At 70.3% G+C, this 18,557-nt stretch carries 15 protein-coding genes; 4 read left to right on the top strand and 11 right to left on the bottom strand.

What is annotated here, in order from left to right; genetic code table 11:
- Positions 1-118 precede the first annotated feature (118 nt).
- Positions 119-1,705 carry a PucR family transcriptional regulator gene (locus TN53_RS25875; protein ID WP_046261052.1) on the bottom strand — a complete coding sequence of 529 codons (1,587 nt, stop codon included), beginning with the start codon at positions 1,703-1,705 and terminating at the stop codon, positions 119-121.
- Between the two features lie 266 nt (positions 1,706-1,971).
- Entirely contained in the window at positions 1,972-4,386 is a 2,415-nt protein-coding gene (locus tag TN53_RS25870; RefSeq protein WP_046261051.1) for an ATP/GTP-binding protein, read from the bottom strand.
- A 266-nt stretch (positions 4,387-4,652) separates the two neighbouring features.
- Here TN53_RS25870 and gabT point away from each other — a divergent pair, with 266 nt between their 5' ends.
- Together gabT and TN53_RS25860 are read left to right on the top strand one after the other, a co-directional pair.
- Entirely contained in the window at positions 4,653-5,987 is a 1,335-nt protein-coding gene (gene gabT / locus TN53_RS25865) for a 4-aminobutyrate--2-oxoglutarate transaminase (RefSeq protein ID WP_046261050.1), read from the top strand.
- Positions 5,988-6,208: 221 nt separating this feature from the next.
- A complete protein-coding gene (locus TN53_RS25860) occupies positions 6,209-7,021 on the top strand; it encodes a phosphatase PAP2 family protein (protein ID WP_234441710.1) in 813 nt (270 codons plus the stop codon).
- 200 nt (positions 7,022-7,221) lie between these two features.
- On the opposite strand, the gene TN53_RS25855 is transcribed toward TN53_RS25860, so the two are convergent.
- Together TN53_RS25855 and dnaA are read right to left on the bottom strand one after the other, a co-directional pair.
- Positions 7,222-7,674 carry a hypothetical protein gene (locus tag TN53_RS25855; protein ID WP_046261049.1) on the bottom strand — a complete coding sequence of 151 codons (453 nt, stop codon included), beginning with the start codon at positions 7,672-7,674 and terminating at the stop codon, positions 7,222-7,224.
- An 81-nt stretch (positions 7,675-7,755) separates the two neighbouring features.
- Positions 7,756-9,594: a chromosomal replication initiator protein DnaA gene (gene dnaA, locus TN53_RS44220; protein ID WP_052745312.1), complete on the bottom strand. Its 1,839-nt coding sequence runs from the start codon at positions 9,592-9,594 to the stop codon at positions 7,756-7,758.
- Between the two features lie 144 nt (positions 9,595-9,738).
- Between dnaA and TN53_RS25845 the strand changes: the two genes are divergently transcribed.
- The gene (locus TN53_RS25845; RefSeq protein WP_046261048.1) at positions 9,739-9,963 is read left to right on the top strand and encodes a hypothetical protein; all 225 of its coding nucleotides are present in this window, start codon (positions 9,739-9,741) and stop codon (positions 9,961-9,963) included.
- Here TN53_RS25845 and TN53_RS25840 read toward each other — a convergent pair whose 3' ends face one another.
- The 6 genes from TN53_RS25840 to TN53_RS25815 all read right to left on the bottom strand — a co-directional run bounded on the left by TN53_RS25840 (position 9,964) and on the right by TN53_RS25815 (position 17,174).
- Positions 9,964-11,391 (bottom strand): NAD(P)/FAD-dependent oxidoreductase, encoded by a 1,428-nt coding sequence (locus TN53_RS25840; protein ID WP_046261047.1) that lies wholly within the window; start codon positions 11,389-11,391, stop codon positions 9,964-9,966. It lies immediately after the preceding gene.
- 29 nt (positions 11,392-11,420) lie between these two features.
- Positions 11,421-12,221: an ABC transporter permease gene (locus TN53_RS25835; RefSeq protein ID WP_046261046.1), complete on the bottom strand. Its 801-nt coding sequence runs from the start codon at positions 12,219-12,221 to the stop codon at positions 11,421-11,423.
- Positions 12,222-13,151, bottom strand: a complete 930-nt coding sequence (locus TN53_RS25830; RefSeq protein ID WP_046261045.1) for an ABC transporter permease — start codon at positions 13,149-13,151, stop codon at positions 12,222-12,224.
- Positions 13,151-14,314: an ABC transporter ATP-binding protein gene (locus tag TN53_RS25825; protein ID WP_046261044.1), complete on the bottom strand. Its 1,164-nt coding sequence runs from the start codon at positions 14,312-14,314 to the stop codon at positions 13,151-13,153. The genes TN53_RS25830 and TN53_RS25825 overlap by 1 nt, the downstream gene beginning before the upstream one ends.
- On the bottom strand, positions 14,311-15,558 hold the full coding sequence (locus TN53_RS25820) for a polyamine ABC transporter substrate-binding protein (protein ID WP_046261043.1): 1,248 nt from the start codon (positions 15,556-15,558) through the stop codon (positions 14,311-14,313). Before TN53_RS25820 ends, TN53_RS25825 begins: the two co-directional genes overlap by 4 nt.
- A 77-nt stretch (positions 15,559-15,635) precedes the next feature.
- Positions 15,636-17,174 carry a gamma-aminobutyraldehyde dehydrogenase gene (locus tag TN53_RS25815; RefSeq protein WP_046261042.1) on the bottom strand — a complete coding sequence of 513 codons (1,539 nt, stop codon included), beginning with the start codon at positions 17,172-17,174 and terminating at the stop codon, positions 15,636-15,638.
- Positions 17,175-17,382: 208 nt separating this feature from the next.
- On the opposite strand from TN53_RS25815, the gene TN53_RS25810 reads away from it, so the two are divergent.
- The gene (locus TN53_RS25810; RefSeq protein ID WP_046261041.1) at positions 17,383-17,949 is read left to right on the top strand and encodes an NADAR family protein; all 567 of its coding nucleotides are present in this window, start codon (positions 17,383-17,385) and stop codon (positions 17,947-17,949) included.
- A 202-nt stretch (positions 17,950-18,151) separates the two neighbouring features.
- Here TN53_RS25810 and TN53_RS25805 read toward each other — a convergent pair.
- A partial coding sequence (locus tag TN53_RS25805) for a DUF4190 domain-containing protein (RefSeq protein WP_046261040.1) occupies positions 18,152-18,557 on the bottom strand: 406 nt, incomplete at its 5' end.

Below are 18,557 nucleotides of genomic sequence, written 5' to 3'. Positions count from 1 at the left end.
GGTCCACGGTAGGGGCGGGGGCGCGGAGGGGCGTTTGTCCGGGGCGGAGTGGTGAGGGATGGCGGTGCGCCGGTTTGGCGGAGTAGGGGTGGGCGCCAAGCCGTTCTCGCCCCCGCGGTCACTGTTCCGTCGACGTCGCCTTCAGTGCCAGCCACAGCTCCATCCGTACGTCCGGATCGTCCAGCGACCGCCCGAGGATCTCCTCCACGCGCCGCATCCGATACCGCAAGGTGTGCCGGTGCACGCCGAGGTCCGCGGCCGCCGCGTCCCACTGTCCGTGCCGCGACAACCACGCCCGCAGCGAGGCTGCCAGATCCCCCCGCCCGGTCGCGTCATGCTCGTTCAGCGGCCGCAGCAACCCGTCCGCGAAAGCCCTCACCGCGTCGTCGGCCAGCAGCGGCACCACCGACCCCGCCGCCAGCTGCTCATGCTCCACACACACCCGCCCCCGCCGCCGCGCGACGGACAACGCCTGCTCGGCCTGCCTGTAGGCGGCCGCGGCCCCGACCGGCCCGACCGGCGCCGACACCCCCACGACCAGCTCGTCCTCGCCCCCCGGACCGCCCTGCTCCCCCACCGCCCGCCCGGCCTCCAGCCCGGCGGTGTACTCCCCGCACGCCCCGACCGCCGCACCCCCGTCCACGGCCAGCACCACCAGCCGCTCCCCCTCCGGAACGACCAGCACGGCCTCCCCGGCCCGCGCGGCGGCGGACTCCACGACCTCGGCGAGGGCACCCAGAAGGTCGCCCTCCGCCGGAGCACGCCCCTCCTCCGCGACGACCATCCGGAACGGCGCGTCCAGCAGCGACCCGTACAGATCCCCGGCGACCGCCCGCGCATGGTCCGGCTCCCCCGCCAGCAGCATCCGCAGCACCGCCGCCCCGAGCCGCTGCTCGGCGGCGCGCAGGGACCGGGACCGCTCGGTGGTCAGGGTCAGCAGGGCGATCGCCGAGTGGACGGCGTACCGCTCCGCCGTCCCCGGCGCCGCCGCCGTCCCCACCGCGAGCGCGGCCCGCGGCCGCCGCCCGGTGCCCAGGGAGTGCAGCTCGACGCGGTCCTCGTTGTCGGGGCCGCCGACCACGGAGGAGGCCGGCGCGGGCCGCTCCCTCAGTCGCTCCACGTCCGCCGTGAGCCGTGCGGCCCGCCGCCCCGCCCACTCCGGCGCGGTGGCGACGACGGCGCCGGACGCGTCGTACAGCGCGGCCCACCCGTCCACCTGCGAGGCGAGCGCGGACAACAGCCCCTCGGGGCCGTCCGTCAACGCCTGTTTGGTCAGCTCCCGCTGCGCGGCGAACCCGGCCGTCACCGCCCGGTACTGATCCGCGGCGATGGCCGCGGAGACGGCCTTGCTGATGGCGAGGAAAGGCGTGCGCCTAGGCACTTCGAGCAGCGGGAGCCCCTCGCCCGCGGCCGCGTCGACGAGCGCCTCGGGAATGTCCTCGTAGTTGACCCCGACCGCGAACCCGAGCCCCACGACCCCCGCCCCGACCAGCCGCTTCACATACCGCCGCATCGCCTGCGGATCCTCCGCGTCCAGCTTCAGCGCGGTGATCAGCAGCAGCTCCCCGCCCTCCATGTACGGCACGGGATCGGCGAGCTCGCTGACATGCGCCCAGCGCACGGGGACGTCGAGCCGGTCCTCGCCCGCCCGCACGGTCAGCTTGAGCGCGGAGTGATGGACGAGCGAGGCGAGCGTGGGTGGCATGAGGCCTTCAGGTCTACGGGGATCGGACGTGCCCGGTGATCACTTGGCCGTCCTGTATGAACGGCCTGTGCCGATTCTGCCTCACCGTACGGTCACCCGGTCACCGGAAGTCCCGGCACCGCAAGCCCCGGCCCAGGGCCCTTCTGACGGATCATCGCGGCGTCGCGACGCCCGGCACGCACTCCCCCACTGCCTGAAGGGCGTGGGGGGACCCCCAGCCGCACCGGACGCCGCTCCTCGGCCCACGCTGATCCGTCAGAAGGGCCCTAGCCCCGTAGATCCACCAGCAACGGCGGCGCGTGCTCCCCCTTCGCACCGGTCAGCGACAGCACCGCGTGCCCCGGCGGCACGGCGTGCGCCAGCTCGGAGGCGGACCACCGCTCCCGTTCGACCTGGCGGACAGTGACGGCCTCGGTCGTCACCGCCTTGCCGGTCACCAGTTTGCGCAGGGCGTGCATGGCCCGGGTCATCGGCTGATCGGCGAAGACCGTGTGCTGGGCGACGTCCTTGGTCTCCACCCACTCGGTGCCCCAGGCGTCGGCGAAACGGCTGCCGTCCCAGGTCGTCACCCCGGACAGCGCCATCCGGCAGCCGACCGCCCCGAACAGGGGCCCGTGCAGCGCCTCCGGAACATCGGAGACCGTGCGCAGCGCGAGCACGACACCCGCGTTCTGCGAGCGCAGCCGCTGGATCCGCCGTACGGACTCGGGGGTCACGGTGCCGGTGGCGTCGTCGACGACCAGACCGGCGAAGTGATCGCGTCCCCCTTCCCGTACGACGCCGGTGAACTGGGCCAGCACCAGCCGGGCGATCAGCCGGGACGCCTCTGCGTGGCCACGCTCGGGCAGGTCGATCCGGACGCGCAGGGGGTGGTGGACGAGGGCGCGCAGCGAGAACGGGCGGAGCCCGTCCCCACCGGAGCCGTCCGACCCGCCCGCTCCGAAGAAGCCGGCGAACGCGGGCCGGTCCAGCAGGGCCAGCCGGTCGGCGAGGACGGGACCGGGGTCGCCGGGGTGGGCGCTCTGCCGCGCACGGGCGTCGAGCTCGCGACGCATCACCGCGAACCGCTCGTCCGCCAGCCGCTCGCGCAGCCCGGCGAGGACCGCGGGGTCCCCTTCCAGCAGTTCGCGCAGGACGGGCAGGGGCGGGAAGTGCCCGTACGCGGTCCGGTAGGGACCGAGGAGCTGGGCGAGGGCCCGCGCCGCGCGCTCGGGGCTCACCGTGTCGAGGTCTCCGGCCAGCGCCTCGGCGAGGAGCGCGGCCGCCTCGTCGGGGTCGTCGGTCTCGGCGTACGGGTCCAGGTCGTGCACGGAGCCGGGGTCGCCGACGCGTACGACGACGTCGTACGACGAGTCCGCCCCGATCGGCGTACCCGCACCGCACACCGCGACGACGGCACAACCGCCGGTGAGTGCCTGAAGGGTGAGGGACTCGACCACCGGAGCGATCACCTGCCGGGTCTTGCCGGCGCCCGAGGGCCCGACGACCAGCAGCGAGGTGGCGAGGGTCTCGGGTCCGAGAGCCGCGCCCACGCCGCGGTACGCCCGCGGGGTGCGCTCGGCGGTGGCCCACTGTCCGATGCGGACCTGTCCGGTGAGCAGGTCGTGCCGGGCGGTGCGGCCTGCCAGGTCGCGGGCGCCGGAGGGGTGGGTGAGCGCGGCGGCGCCCTGGCGCAGCACGGTGTCCGTGAAGGCGGTGAGCCGGCCCTGGCCGCGGGCCCGCTGCCAGCCGCGCTCGACACGGGCGCAGTCCACGTCGTTCATCCGCCCGGCCAGCACTTCGGCGGTGAGCACATCGGCCGCCTGGTGCTGCCCGGCCTCCCGCAGCTCGGGCCAGCGGGAGCGGGGCTGTGCGGTGACGGGTACGGGGTCCTGGCCCTGTCGGGCCCGGCGCCGGGCGGCGAGCCAGGTACGGGCCAGGGACCACCAGCCGCCGATCCGGGCGAAGGGCCACAGGACGAGGGCGGTGACGAGGGCGTAGAGCGCGTCCGTGGCCCAGGGCGAGGTGTAGACGCCGTATCCGCCGCTGATGAGGGCGATGAGGGAGAACAGCGGGTTCACGACGGGCAGGGCGTCCCAGCCGACGCCGGGGAAGGCGTCCGGGAAGACGAAGCTGAGGGTGATCAGGGCGCCCAGGGCGGCCAGCAGGGCGCGGGCGGGCTGGGGCTTGCGGGTCACGAGGTGCCGGACGACGGCCGGCCAGCTGCCCAGCCGGCCCACCGTGTAGACGAGCACGGCGAAGAAGAGACCGCTGTAGACCTCCAGCGCCTCCACGCCCGGGTACTCCAGCGACTGTCCCTCCAGCCGCTTCGGTGACGCCATCGTGCCGCCCCACCACCAGTCGTCCGGGGTGAAGAGCCGCAGCAGCGTGAACTGGTACGGGAGCCCGCCGCGCCGCCAGAAGGACCACACCACCAGCGCCACGACGAACGGGATGAGCATGCCGGCGACGGTCAGCGGATTGAGCCGCTCCGCCTTCGACGCGGCCTTCGGCATCCGGTATCCGAAGCGCCAGACGCCGGGCTCGGTCTCGGGCCGGTCCTCGTTGAGCCAGTCGACCACGGACATCCCCGGCGTACGGGCCGGTCGCGGCGGTGCCTTCGGTACGTCCGGCGGCCCCGCCGGACGCGGCACAGGATTCGCATGCGTACCCCGCGCGTCCTGCGTCCCGTCCCTGTCCATCGCCCTCGTTCCCTGACCAGCCGTTCCGTCCACCGTCAGCCGTCAATCTAACGCCCCCGCAAGGGGAGTTCACCGCTTACGCGGCCGACGTCCGAGGAGCGGACGTACGGGGTCCGCGCACCCTCGCTATGTCCACCACGGACAAACCCGCCCCCCGGACAACGCCCACATGGAGCATGCCCACCCCCCGTCCTCCGTCCTAGCCTGCGAGAAAAGAAGAGAAGCGTCCGCAAAGACCCCGTTCGCAACACCCCCAGGAGCCCCTCATGAGCGCACTTCCGCAGGAGCGCCGGATCGTCACCGCCATCCCCGGCCCGAAGTCGCAGGAGCTGCAGGCCCGCCGCGTCGCCGCGGTCGCGCAGGGCGTGGGCTCGGTGCTGCCCGTGTTCACCGCGCGGGCGGGCGGCGGCATCATCGAGGACGTCGACGGCAACCGCCTGATCGACTTCGGTTCCGGCATCGCCGTGACGAGCGTCGGCGCCTCCGCCGAGGCCGTCGTACGCCGGGCCGCAGCCCAGCTCGCCGACTTCACCCACACCTGTTTCATGGTCACGCCGTACGAGGGCTACGTCGAGGTCGCCGAGGCCCTCGCCGAGCTCACGCCGGGTGACCACGCCAAAAAGTCCGCGCTGTTCAACAGCGGTGCCGAGGCCGTCGAGAACGCCGTCAAGATCGCCCGCGCGTACACCAAGCGGCAGGCGGTCGTCGTCTTCGACCACGGCTATCACGGCCGTACGAACCTCACGATGGCGCTGACCGCGAAGAACATGCCGTACAAGCACGGCTTCGGCCCCTTCGCGCCCGAGGTCTACCGCGTTCCGGTCGCCTACGGCTACCGCTGGCCGACCGGTCCGGAGAACGCCGGTCCCGAGGCCGCCGCGCAGGCCATCGACCAGATCACCAAGCAGGTCGGGCCGGACAACGTCGCCGCGATCATCATCGAGCCCGTGCTCGGCGAGGGCGGCTTCATCGAGCCGGCCAAGGGCTTCCTGCCGGCGCTCAGCAAGTTCGCGAAGGACAACGGCATCGTCTTCGTCGCCGACGAGATCCAGTCCGGCTTCTGCCGTACCGGCCAGTGGTTCGCGTGCGAGGACGAGGGCATCGTCCCGGACCTGATCACCACCGCCAAGGGCATCGCGGGCGGTCTGCCGCTCGCCGCCGTGACCGGCCGCGCCGAGATCATGGACGCCGCGCACTCCGGTGGCCTGGGCGGTACCTACGGCGGCAACCCGGTGGCGTGTGCCGGTGCGCTCGGCTCGATCGAGACGATGAAGGAGCTCGACCTCAACGCCAGGGCGAAGAACATCGAGGCCACGATGAAGGCCCGTCTCACCGCGATGGCCGAGAAGTTCGACATCATCGGCGACGTCCGCGGCCGGGGCGCGATGATCGCCATCGAGCTCGTCAAGGACCGCGCCACCAAGGAGCCCAACCCGGAGGCGACCGCCGCCCTCGCCAAGGCCTGCCACCAGGAGGGCCTGCTGGTCCTGACCTGTGGCACCTACGGCAACGTGCTGCGTTTCCTGCCGCCCCTGGTCATCGGCGAGGACCTCCTCAACGAGGGCCTCGACATCATCGAGCAGGCCTTCGCACGCGTCTGACGCCCCAGGAAGAACACGGGGCGCGCCCCGCCCCAGGTCACACCCGTCACACCCGCCCCAGCCCCGGATCCACAGCGGATTCCGGGTCTGGGGCGGCCGCCGTCAGAGCGTGTGAAGAACGTGTGCGGGGTCTCTGTCAGGACGCGATTCCGGCTGTCGCAGCCCCACCGGCTGTCGTAGGTTCTACCCAGATGAGAGATACACCCCGCCCACAGGGGACTGTGGGCGACATCAGGCCGGGGCCTCCCCAGCTTCGACCTGGTCGTGCCCTCGCGCACACAACCGGAGCCTCCGGCTCCGGATCTCCTCACCGATCGGACGGTCGCCCGCCCCAAACCCCCCGGGGCGCGCGACGATCCGGTCCGGACGGCCACCCCGGAACCACCCCCCCTGTTCCGGGGTGGCCGACCTCCTTCTTTCTCTTCCTTCTTCTCGGCTTTCCGGCCGTCCTCTTCGCGCTGATCACCTGGCAGATCGTCGAGGGCGGCCCTTTGGTGCGCCTGGACGAACGCGTCAGCCGCGCCCTGGTCCACCCCGACCGCACCTCGGAACTCCTCGCCGACCTCGGCAATGTCCAGGTCGCGGTCCCGGTCCTGGCCCTTGCGCTCGGATACGCGGCCTGGCGGGCCCGGCGCATCGGTACAGACCGCTGGTGGCAGCCGTCCGCCGGTGCCGCACTGCTGATGGCCCTGGTCCCCGCCCTGATCGTCCCGATCAAGGAACTGACCGACCGCCCTGGCACCCCGGTCGTACCACCGGCCACCGGCTACTACCCGTCCGGCCACACGGCCACGGCGGCCGTCGCCTACGGCGCCGCGACCCTGCTCCTGCTCCCCTGGCCGCGCACCATCTGGGTTCGCCGCACGATCGTGTTCCTCTACGGCGCCCTCGTCCTCGGCGTCTCCTACGGACTGATCCGCCGCGGCTACCACTGGCCACTGGACGTCGTGGCCAGTTGGTGCCTCTCCACGGTCCTGCTCACCGGTTACGTCCTGGCGGTCAGTCGAGGCAGCCGTCGGACAGAGCGGCTGTGATGGTCACGCCCGGTCGATCCCGATGACCTTGCCCGTCTCGGGCGCGGCACGTACCGGGCATGCGTGCAGTCGGCCGCACGGGCGGCCGACGAAAGGTCTGGAGCGATCCACGAGTGCCTCCGGAACTGGGGGAATCGGAGGGGTGGAGCGCGCCCTACGTGGTCCAGATCAATTCAGTTGTCCAGGCCTCCCACGGCCGGCTACCCGTCCCTCTCCGTGGCCAGACCCGCCGCCGCCTCGTGCATCGCCAGTTCGAGGAGTGCCGGGTCGGTGAGGGTGCCGGAACCGTCCGGGGGGACCAGCCAGCGGACGCCACCGGTGGAGCGTCCCGGGTACGGCACCACGATCCAGGTGCCGGCGCCAGCCGTGCGGATGCCCGTGCCGACCCAGCGTGCGGCGGTACCGGGCGGCACGAGGAAGCCCATCCGGGCGTCGCCGAAGTCGACCAGCACCGGGCCGGGCTGGTCGATGATGCGGGTGAGGACGTCGAGCGTGGGATAACCGAGCTCACCCGGCAGGATGAGTACGTCCCAGGCCTTGCCGGCGGGCAGCAGCGCGACCCCGAGGGGATTGCGCTCCCACTCCCAGCGGCAGGCTTCGGGATCCGGTGCCACCGATGCCAGCCACTCGACCGCCGTCTTCGCCCCAGTCATGAGAAGACCTCCCTGTTCCTTCGCGGACGCGGATCGCGTCCACCAGGGAGAGGGGGGTTCCGGGCAGGCATTACGCGGGTTTCACGACCCCGTTGGAGTGAACCGGATCACATGGGGGGCGGGAAGGGCGGGCCGGTCGACACTCAGGCCGCCGGCGTCCTTGATACGCGTGGTGAGTTCCGTCATCTGGTTGTAGACGGAGCGACGCTGGGCCATCAGGTGGCGGATCTTGCGATCCGCGTGCTCGACCGTCCCCGGGTCACGCCCTCCGAAGACGGTGGCGATCCTCGGTGTCGACACGTCGGTGAGCTCACGACACAGGTACATGGCGATCTGGCGGGCCGTCACGATGGCACGACCGCGGTTCCTTCCGCACAGGTCGTCGGAGGTGACACCGAAGTAGTGGGCGGTCTCGTCGATGATCAGGTGCACGACGTCCTCCTCCCGTGTCGGCACGCGGTCCGGGACCAGGTCCTTGAGGACCTTCTCCGCCAACGGCACGTCCATCGGCTGCCGGTTCAGGGACGCGAAGGCGCTCACGCGGATCAACGCGCCCTCGAGCTCGCGGACGTTGCGCTGGATCTGCGAGGCGATGTACTCCAGGACCTCCGGCGCGGCGACGAGCCCGTCCCGTTCCGCCTTGTGTCGCAGCAGCGCGATCCGCGCCTCCTGGTCGGGGGCCTGGACATGGGTGATCAGCCCCGATTCCAGCCGGTTGCGCAGCCGGTCCCCTAGTTCGGTGAGCTGCTTGGGCGGACGGTCCGAGGACAGCACGATCTGCTTGTTCGCGGCGTGCAGCGCGTCGAAGGTGTGGAGGAACTCCTCGCGCAACGGCTGCCGGTCCGCGAGGAACTGGATGTCGTCGAGCAGGAGGACGTCCACGCCCCGGTACCGACGGCGGAATCGGTCGAGGCCGCGGCCCTGGCCCGCCCGGGCGAACTCGTCGCCGAACTCCTCCGCGGTCACGTAACACACGCGCTTGTCCGGGTGCAGACGGCGCGTACGCTGCCCGACCGCGTGCAGCAGATGCGTCTTGCCGATGGCCGAAGTGCCGTAGACGAACAGCGGGTTGTACAGCTTGGCGGGGGCCTCTGCCACGGCGGTGGCGGCCGAGTGCGCGAAGCGGTTGGCGTCACCCGCGACGAAGGCCTCGAGACGGTACCGGGGGTCGAGCCCGTTCTCGGTGGCGGGGCCGTCGTCCTGCGCCGGTGTGCCGACACCGGGGGTGGGCGAGTGGTCGTCGGCCTCGTCGCTCTCCTCCTCCCACAGCTCCTCGGCCACGACCAGCTGCCGCTCCAGTTCCTCGCAGCGGTGCTCGGCCCGCGCCCGCCGGGCGTGCGCGTCCTGGAGTTGCTCGCCGAGCGCCTCCACCTCCCGCAGCAGGTTCTGCCGCTCCCTGAGCAGCGCGGTCACCTGATCCTCGTACAGCTGAAGGGACTTGTCCTTCTCGGCGATCCGGTCGTCCTGGCGGCCGTGCAGCTGACGGAGCTGCAACTCCAGGTCGGCGGCGCGGTGTTGCGCGTTCACCAACGCCCTCTCCAGGGCTCGCACCAGGTTGGTGGACTCCATGGACTGGCGGTCGGCGTCGGCGAGTTGGTCCTCGAGGAGCTGGACCCTGCCGTACGCGGAGCCGCTCTCGGCGAGGGCCTCGCGGTGCAGTCGGCGCAGCAGCTCCATGGCTTCGGGGGTGGGCGGCTGACCCTGCTGCTCGGTCACGTCGCTGATCAGGTCGTTGACGAACTCCCAGGGCGGTACGCGGCTGCCGTTGAGGAACCGGGACACCGAACCGGCATCCCGGTGCCGCCGGGTGGCGTATCTGCGGACGCTGAGGCCCAGTCCGCCGAACAGGCCGCGCAACGCCTCCGCGAGCGCTCGCCCCTCGTCCGGCAGATCGCCTGCCAAGGGCACGAGACTGCCCATGCCGATCCCCCTGATCTCCCTCGTACCGAGCGTTGCGACAACTGGCAACTGTGACGCGTGGCGCAACACTTCGCGTCCGGCGCAGCCTGTTGTCCCTCCCCCACGGGAGCAGCTTCGCACGAGATCAGATCAGAGAGGGCAGCAATGCACACCCCACGACGACGAACCGACCTGGTGGTCTTCCTCGCGGTCCTGGTGACCGGAGTCGTTCTTGTCCTGTCCGGGATCGAGCCGGAGGCGGTGTCCACCGTGGCGATCGGGCTGTCCACGCTGTACGCCGCGTGGCAGCGTCAGGATGCGTCGCCGGGACGGCAGGAGCCGGAGCCGCCGGCCCCGCCGGCGAGCGAGCGGGGCCGGACCTCCGAATGATCAGCTGTCGAAGCCGAGTCCCAGCCTGTCCATCGTCTTCAGCCACAGATTGCGCCGCCCGCCGTGCGCGTCCGCCCGTGCCAGCGACCACTTGGTCAGCGCGATGCCGGTCCACGCGAACGGCTCGGGCGGGAACGGCAGTGGCTTCTTGCGGACCATCTCCAGCGAGGTCCGCTCCGTGGTCTCGCCGTCCAGCAGGTCCAGCATCACGTCCGCGCCGAACCGGGTCGCGCCGACGCCGAGTCCGGTGTAGCCGGCCGCGTAGGCCACGTTCCCGTGGTGTGCGGTGCCGAAGAACGCCGAGAAGCGCGAGCAGGTGTCGATCGCGCCGCCCCACGCGTGCGTGAAGCGGACGCCTTCGAGCTGCGGGAAGCAGCTGAAGAAGTGCTCGGCGAGCTTGGCGTACGTCTCCGGGCGGTCGTCGTACTCGGCGCGCACCCGGCCGCCGTAGTGGTGGACCGCGTCGTAGCCGCCCCACAGGATGCGGTTGTCGGCGCTCAGCCGGAAGTAGTGGAACTGGTTGGCGCTGTCCCCGAGGCCCTGGCGGTTCTTCCAGCCGATCGCCGCGAGCTGCTCGCCGCTCAGCGGCTCGGTCATCAGCGCGTAGTCGTAGACCGGGACGGTGTACGAGCGGACCCGCTTGACCAGGTTCGGGAAGATGTTGGTGCCGAGCGCGACCTTGCGGGCCCGGACCGAGCCGTAGGGGGTGCGTACGGCCATCCCGGCGCCGTACGGCTTCAGTGTCAGGGCGGGGGTGTGCTCGTGGACGCGGACGCCGAGTTGCACACAGGCCCGCTTCAGGCCCCAGGCGAGCTTCGCCGGGTTGAGCATGGCGACGCCCCGGCGGTCGTACAGGCCCGCCTGGAACGTCGGTGAGTCGACTTGTTCCCGTACCGCCTCGGCGTCCAGGAACTCCACGCCCTCGGCGAGGCCCGCGCGCTTCATCTCCTCGTACCAGTCGCGCAGTTCGCGCGCCTGGTACGTCTCGGTCGCGACGTCGATCTCGCCGGTGCGCTCGAAGTCGCAGTCGAGGGAGTAGCGGGCGACCGCCTTCTCGATCTCGTCGAGATTGCGGGCGCCCAGCTCCTCCAGCCGGTGGATCTCGTCCGGCCAGCGGGTCAGCCCGTTGCCCAGACCGTGGGTGAGGGAGGCGGCGCAGAAGCCGCCGTTGCGGCCGGAGGCGGCCCAGCCCACCTCACGGCCCTCCAGCAGGACCACGTCCCGCTGCGGGTCGCGCTCCTTGGCGAGGAGCGCGGTCCACAGTCCGCTGTAGCCACCGCCGACGACCAGCAGGTCGCAGGTCTCGGCGCCGGTGAGGGCGGGTTCGGGGTGGGGCTTGCCGGGGTCGTCCAGCCAGTACGGGACCGGCTGGGCGTCGGAAAGGGATTTCATCCGGTCACTGCCACGACTCATGGCGCTTGGGGCCATGATTTCAACTCCCTACAAGGGTTTTTCGGTCATGCCTTTTGCTTGTTGCGGCGATTACTGATGACCATAGAGGTCAGGACGAGCAGTACGGCGACCAGGAACATGGCCGTACCGATCACATTGATCTGAACGGGTGTGCCGCGCTGTGCCGAACCCCAGACGAACATGGGGAAGGTGACGGTCGAACCCGCGTTGAAATTGGTGATGATGAAATCGTCGAAGGAGAGCGCGAAGGCGAGCAGCGCACCCGCCGCGATTCCGGGGGCGGCGATCGGCAGGGTGACCCTGATGAAGGTCTGGAACGGGCCGGCGTAGAGGTCCTGGGCGGCCTGCTCCAGCCTCGGGTCCATCGACATCACCCGCGCCTTGACGGCGGTGACGACGAAGCTCAGGCAGAACATGATGTGGGCGATGAGGATCGTCCAAAAGCCCAACTGCGCGCCCATGTTGAGGAACAGGGTGAGCAGCGAGGCGGCCATGACGACCTCGGGCATCGCCATCGGCAGGAAGATCAGCGAGTTCACGGCACCGCGCGCCCGGAAGCGGTAGCGGACCAGCGCGAAGGCGATCATCGTGCCGAGGACGGTGGCGCCGATCGTCGCGAAGAACGCGATCTGGAGGCTGATCGACAGCGAGCCGCACATGCCGGCGACGCCGCACGGGTCCTTCCAGGCGTCCAGGGAGAACTGCTGCCATTCGTAGTTGAAGCGCCCCTTCGGATTGTTGAAGGAGAACACCGTCACGACGACGTTCGGCAGCAGGAGATATCCGAGGGTCAGCAGTCCCGCGATGACGACGAATTTGCGCTTGAGCCAGTTGACGAAGGCCATTTAAACCAGATCCTCCGTTCCGGACCTGCGGATGTAGACCGTGACCATGACGAGGATGGCGGCCATCAGGATGAAGGAGAGTGCCGCGGCCGTCGGGTAGTCCAGAATCCGCAGGAACTGGGACTGGATGACGTTTCCGACCATGCGGGTGTCCGTCGAGCCGAGCAGGTCCGCGTTGACGTAGTCACCGGCGGCCGGGATGAAGGTCAGCAGCGTGCCGGAGACGACACCCGGCATCGACAGCGGGAAGGTGACCTTCCGGAAGGTCGTGACCGGCTTGGCGTACAGGTCGCCCGCGGCCTCGTGGAGGCGGGTGTCGATGCGCTCCAGTGAGGTGTAGAGCGGCAGGATCATGAACGGCAGGAAGTTGTACGTCAGACCGCACACCACCGCCAGCGGCGTGGCCAGCACTCGGTCGCCCGAGGTCCAGCCGAGCCAGCTGGTGACGTCCAGGACGTGCAGGGTGTTGAGGGCGCCGACGACCGGGCCGCCGTCCGCGAGGATCGTCTTCCAGGCGAGGGTGCGGATCAGGAAGCTGGTGAAGAACGGCGCGATCACCAGGATCATGATCAGGTTCCGCCAGCGGCCCGCGCGGAACGCGATCAGGTAGGCCAGCGGGTAGCCGAGGATCAGACACAGGATGGTCGCCGAGCCCGCGTACAGGATCGAGCGCAGGTACTGCGGCCAGTACTCGGACAGCGCGTCCCAGTACGTGGCGACGTGCCAGGTGACCTTGTAGCCCTCCTCCAGAGAGCCCGTCTGCACGGACGTGGAGGCCTGGTAGATCATCGGCAGCGCGAAGAAGATCAGCAGCCACAGGATGCCGGGCAGCAGCAGCCAGTACGGCACGAGCCGGCCGCGCTTGCGCGGGGGCTTCTTCTCGGGCGCGGTCGGGGAGAGAGGCGGCGGCGCCTCGGTGAGGGTCGTCATCAGACCGCCACCGCTTCGTCGAGGCCGGCGTCGATGTCCTGAGCGGCGTCGAGGCCGAAGGTGTGCGCCGGGCTCCAGTGCAGGACGACGTCGGCGCCGGGCACCAGCCGGGAGTCGCGCTCGATGTTCTGGACGTAGACCTCGAACTCGGGGCAGACCGCGCTGTCGATGACGTACTGGGTGGAGACGCCGATGAAACTGCCGTTGGCGATCTTGCCGGTGATGCGGTTGCGGCCCTCGGGGATCTCGCCCGCGTCGTCGGCGTGGGTGAGGGAGATCTTCTCCGGGCGGACGCCGACCAGCACCTTGCCGCCGGTCTGCGTGGGCGCCGAACATCGCGACTCGGGCAGGACGAGCTTGCCGCCGCCTGCCTTCAGGACGATGTCGTCGCCGCTCTTGGAGTCGACCTCGGCCTCGATCAGGTTCGACGTGCCCAGGAAGTTGGCGACGAAGGTGGTGTTGGGGTTCTCGTACAGGTCGGTCGGCGAGCCGAGCTGCTCGACGCGGCCCGCGTTCATCACGGCGACCGTGTCGGCCATGGTCATGGCCTCCTCCTGGTCGTGCGTGACGTGGACGAACGTGATGCCGACCTCGGTCTGGATGCGCTTGAGCTCCAGCTGCATCTGGCGGCGCAGCTTGAGGTCCAGGGCGCCCAGGGGCTCGTCGAGGAGGAGCACCTTGGGGGTGTTGATCAGCGCACGGGCCACGGCGACACGCTGCTGCTGGCCGCCGGAGAGCTGGTGCGGCTTCTTGCGCGCCTGCTCACCGAGCTGGACGAGCTCCAGCATGTCCTCGACCTGCTTCTTCACCGACTTGATGCCACGCCGGCGCAGGCCGAAGGCGACGTTCTCGAAGATGTCGAGGTGCGGGAAGAGGGCGTAGGACTGGAAGACGGTGTTCACCGGCCGCTTGTAGGGCGGCAGGTTGGTCACGTCCTGCTCGCCGAGCGAGACGGTGCCCGTGGTGGGCTCCTCCAGGCCGGCGATCATCCGCAGGGTGGTGGTCTTGCCGCAGCCGGAGGCGCCGAGCAGGGCGAAGAAGGAGCCCTGCGGCACGGTCAGGTCCAGCGGCTGTACGGCGGTGAAGCCGTTGTCGTACGTCTTGCTGATGCCCGAGAGGCGGACGTCGCCGGTGTTGTCTGTCTTGTTCGTCACGGTGGTCACGCCCCAGTCAGCTTCGCGAACTTCTCTTCGAACTCGGTCTCTTCCTTCGAGCTCAGCGAGCGGAAGGCGTGGGACTTCGCGGCCATGGCCTTGTCCGGGATGATCAGCGGGTTGTTCGCCGCATCCGGGTCGAGCTTCTCCAGCTCGGCCTTCACCCCGTCGACGGGCGTCACGTAGTTGATGTACGCGGCGAGCTCGGCGGCCGGCTTCGGCTCGTAGTAGTAGTCGATGAGCCGTTCGGCGTTCGTCTTGTGACGGGCCTTGTTGGGGATCAGGAAGTTGTCGGTCGACGTGATGTACCCGCTGTCCGGGATCAGGAAGTCGATGTCCGGGCTGTCCGCCTTCAGCTGGACGACGTCACCGGCCCAGGCGATACAGGCCGCGAAGTCGCCGCTGGTCAGGTCGGAGGTGTAGTCGTTGCCGGTGAAGCGGCGGATCTGGCCCTTGTCGACGGCCTTCTGGATGCGGGCGACGGCCGCGTCGTAGTCGTCGGCGGTGAAGTTCGCCGGGTCCTTGCCCATGTCGAGCAGGGTCATGCCGATGCTGTCGCGCATCTCCGACAGAAAGCCGACCTTGCCCTTGAGCTTGGGGTTGTCGAGCAGGTCGGAGAGTGACTTCACCTCGACGCCGTCGAGGGCCTTCTTGTTGTACGCGATGACGGTCGAGATGCCCTGCCACACGTACGAATAGGCACGGCCGGGGTCCCAGTCGGGGTTGCGGAACTGCGCCGACAGGTTGGTGTACGCATGGGGCAGGTTCGCCTGGTCCAGTTTCTGGACCCACCCGAGGCGGATCAGCCGGGCCGCGAGCCAGTCGGTGAGGACGATGATGTCGCGGCCGGTGTCCTGACCGGCGGCGAGCTGCGGCTTGATCTTGCCGAAGAACTCGACGTTGTCGTTGATGTCCTCGGTGTACTTGACCGTGATGCCGGTCCGCTGCTTGAACTGGTCGAGCGTGGGGTGGTGCTTCTCGCTCTCGTCCACGTCGATGTACTCGGTCCAGTTGGAGAAGTTGACGACCTTCTCCTTCGCCGAGTGGTCCTCCGCGGAGACTCCGCCCTTGGTGTTGCCCGCCGCGGGGATACCGCAGCCGGTCAGCGCCCCGAGGCCGCCGGCCGCGAGCGCGCCGCCCGCGGAGGCGCGCAACAGGGACCGCCGGGTCATGGCGGCCCGGCCATTGCGGAAGCTGCGCCGCATGGCGGCCACTTGGGCCGGGCTCAGGCGGTCGGGCTCGTACTGCTCCATGCGCGTGGTGCCCTTTCGGGAGGGTCGGCCGCGGGTCGGGCGGCCTGGATACGTCACCCGGCGGTAGCCGGAAATGGTTACAGCCGGTCCCCGAAGATCGTGCGGTGCCAGTCCTTCCTGACGACCGCCGTGTTGTCGAACATGACGTGCTTGATCTGGGTGTACTCCTCGAACGAGTACGAGGACATGTCCTTGCCGAAGCCGGACGCCTTGTACCCGCCGTGGGGCATCTCGCTGATGATCGGGATGTGGTCGTTGACCCACACACAGCCCGCCTTGATCTCACGGGTGGCGCGGTTCGCCCGGTAGACGTCGCGGCTCCAGGCGGAGGCGGCGAGCCCGTACGGGGTGTCGTTGGCGAGCCGGATCCCCTCGTCGTCACTGTCGAAGGGCAGCACCACGAGGACGGGTCCGAAGAGCTCGGACTGGACGATCTCGCTGTCCTGGGCGGCGTCCGCGACCAGGGTGGGGCGATAGTACGCGCCGTTCTTGAGTTCTCCCTGAGGAGCCTCCCCGCCGGTCACCACGCGCGCGTAGCCACGCGCACGGTCGACGAAGGCGGCGACCCGGTCCCGCTGGACGTGCGAGATGAGGGGGCCGAGATCGGTACCGGGGGCGAAGGGGTCGCCGAGCCGGACCTGAGCCATGAGCTCGGCCGTCCTCTCCACGAACGCCTCGTAGAGCGGGCGTTGCACGTACGCGCGCGTGGCGGCCGTGCAGTCCTGGCCGGTGTTGATGAGCGAGCCCGCGACGGCGCCGTTGACGGCGGCGTCCAGGTCGGCGTCGTCGAAGACCACGAAGGGCGCCTTGCCGCCGAGCTCCAGGTGGATGCGCTTGACGGTGGCGGTGGCGATCTCGGCGACCCGCTTGCCGACGGCGGTGGACCCGGTGAAGGAGGTCATGGCGACATCGGGATGCCCGACGAGATGCTCGCCCGCTTCCTTCCCGGTTCCGGTGACGATGTTGATGACACCGTCGGGGATCCCCGCGTCGGTGGCGGCCTGCGCGAACAGCAGCGAGGTCAGGGGGGTGAGCTCGGCGGGCTTGAGCACGATCGTGTTGCCCGCGGCGATCGCCGGGAGGACCTTCCAGGCGGCCATCTGGAGCGGGTAGTTCCAGGGCGCGATGGAGCCGACGACACCGATGGGCTCACGTCGGACGTACGAGGTGTGGTCGCCGGAGTACTCACCGGCCGACTGCCCCTGGAGATGCCGGGCCGCGCCCGCGAAGAAGGCGATGTTGTCGATGGTCCCCGGCACGTCGAACTCACGCGTCAGCTTCAGCGGCTTGCCGCACTGGAGGGACTCGGCGCGGGCGAAATCCTCGGCGCGGTCGGCCAGCACGGCGGCGAAGCGGTGCAGCGCGTCCGAGCGCTCGCCGGGGGTGGTGGCGGCCCAGCCGGGGAACGCCTCCCGGGCCGCGGCGACGGCTGCGTCCACGTCGGCGGTGCTCGCCAGCTCGTAGGTGCAGACCTCCTCGCCGGTCGCGGGGTCGACGACCGCGTGCGTCCGTCCCGAGGTGCCCTTCGTGAGGCGGCCCGCGATGTACTGCGCACCGTCCGCGAAGCGCTCCTGCGCGGGGAATCGGTCCGGGGTGGCGTTGCCCGGGTTGTGCATGTCGCTCTCCTCCGCCGTCGGCCCACGTTCCCGCAGGCGGGGCGTAGCTCCAGCTCGATTTGAGTGCCGATCCTGACAGAGCAAGTGGCGTCCGACAAGGGATTCCGTTGTTGCCTTTTAGTTACGCGACGAAATCTGTCGACCAGGTGTCGAGTCGGCATGGGAAAGCCAGGACGGAGTGTCAGTGGTGCCTGCCAGACTCGCATGCATGATGAAGATCGATTCTCGGGACACCCTGGTCAGGGCGGTCCGGACGGGGGCGAGGGTCAAGTACCTCCACTTCTGGGGACACCGCCCGCTGCCGGACGGCCGGATCGGGGCGAGCTGTCTGAGCCAGTGGTGGCCGTCACCGTTCGTGGTGGACGGAGTCACTTATCCGACCGCCGAGCACTGGATGATGGCGGGCAAGGCGCGACTGTTCGACGACGCGGAGGCGGAACGGCGGGTGCTGGCCGCGGGACATCCTTCGGTGGCGAAGAAGGAAGGGCGGCTGGTCCGGGGCTTCGACGAGGCGACCTGGGAGCGCGAGCGCTTCGGGATCGTCGTCGAGGGCAGCGTGCACAAGTTCGGCGCGGACGACGGACTGCGGTCGTTCCTCCTGGGCACCGGGGAGCGGGTGCTGGTGGAGGCGAGCCCGCTGGACCGGGTATGGGGGATCGGACTCGCGGCCGCGGACGAGGGGGCGCTGGATCCGGAGCGGTGGCGGGGCCCGAATCTGCTGGGCTTCGCGTTGATGGAGGCTCGGGATCGGTTGCGGGGGGCCGACGGCGCCTAGGCGGGGCGGATTGGGTGTCTGCGGCCGGTGAGACCGACAGGGACGGGTGAGGCCTGCGGGGAATCGGGCACGTGGCGGTGACGGTGGCGAATCCGCGGGGGTCCGCGTTGATGGAGGCGCGGGCGCCTACAGGCCGGTCGCGCCCACGCCGCGGAGCCGTAAGCCGGCACGACCCCGGGTCCCCACAGATCGCGCTTCTTGCCTACGTCGCGACCAGCAGTACGACCATGCCGATGCCCAGTGCGATGCCCGCGGCTCCGCAGATGATCCCGGCCAGGGCCTGACCGGGGTTGGTGGCCACGCCCCTGCGGGCCTTGCCGCGACCGATCGCGCCGAAGATCACACCAAGGATGCCCAGGACGATCGCCAGCGGCCAGAGGCAGAACACGAGGGCCGAGAGGATACCGAGCACGAGTCCGGCGGTGCCCATGCCGTTGCTGGGCAGGGGCTGCATGCCGGGCCAGCCGTAGTAGCCCTGCGGTGCGGCACCCGGGTAGCCGTAGCCGCCGCCCGGATAGCCGTAGGGCACCTGGCCCGGGCCGTCGGGGGCGATGGGCGGCGGGGGGACGTGACTGTCCTGGGCGTAGGGGGCGGGACCGGCCGGGGGG

This window comes from Streptomyces sp. WM6386 (genome assembly GCF_000972385.1).
GTDB lineage: Bacteria > Actinomycetota > Actinomycetes > Streptomycetales > Streptomycetaceae > Streptomyces.
This window is presented reverse-complemented; position numbering and strand designations above follow the sequence as displayed.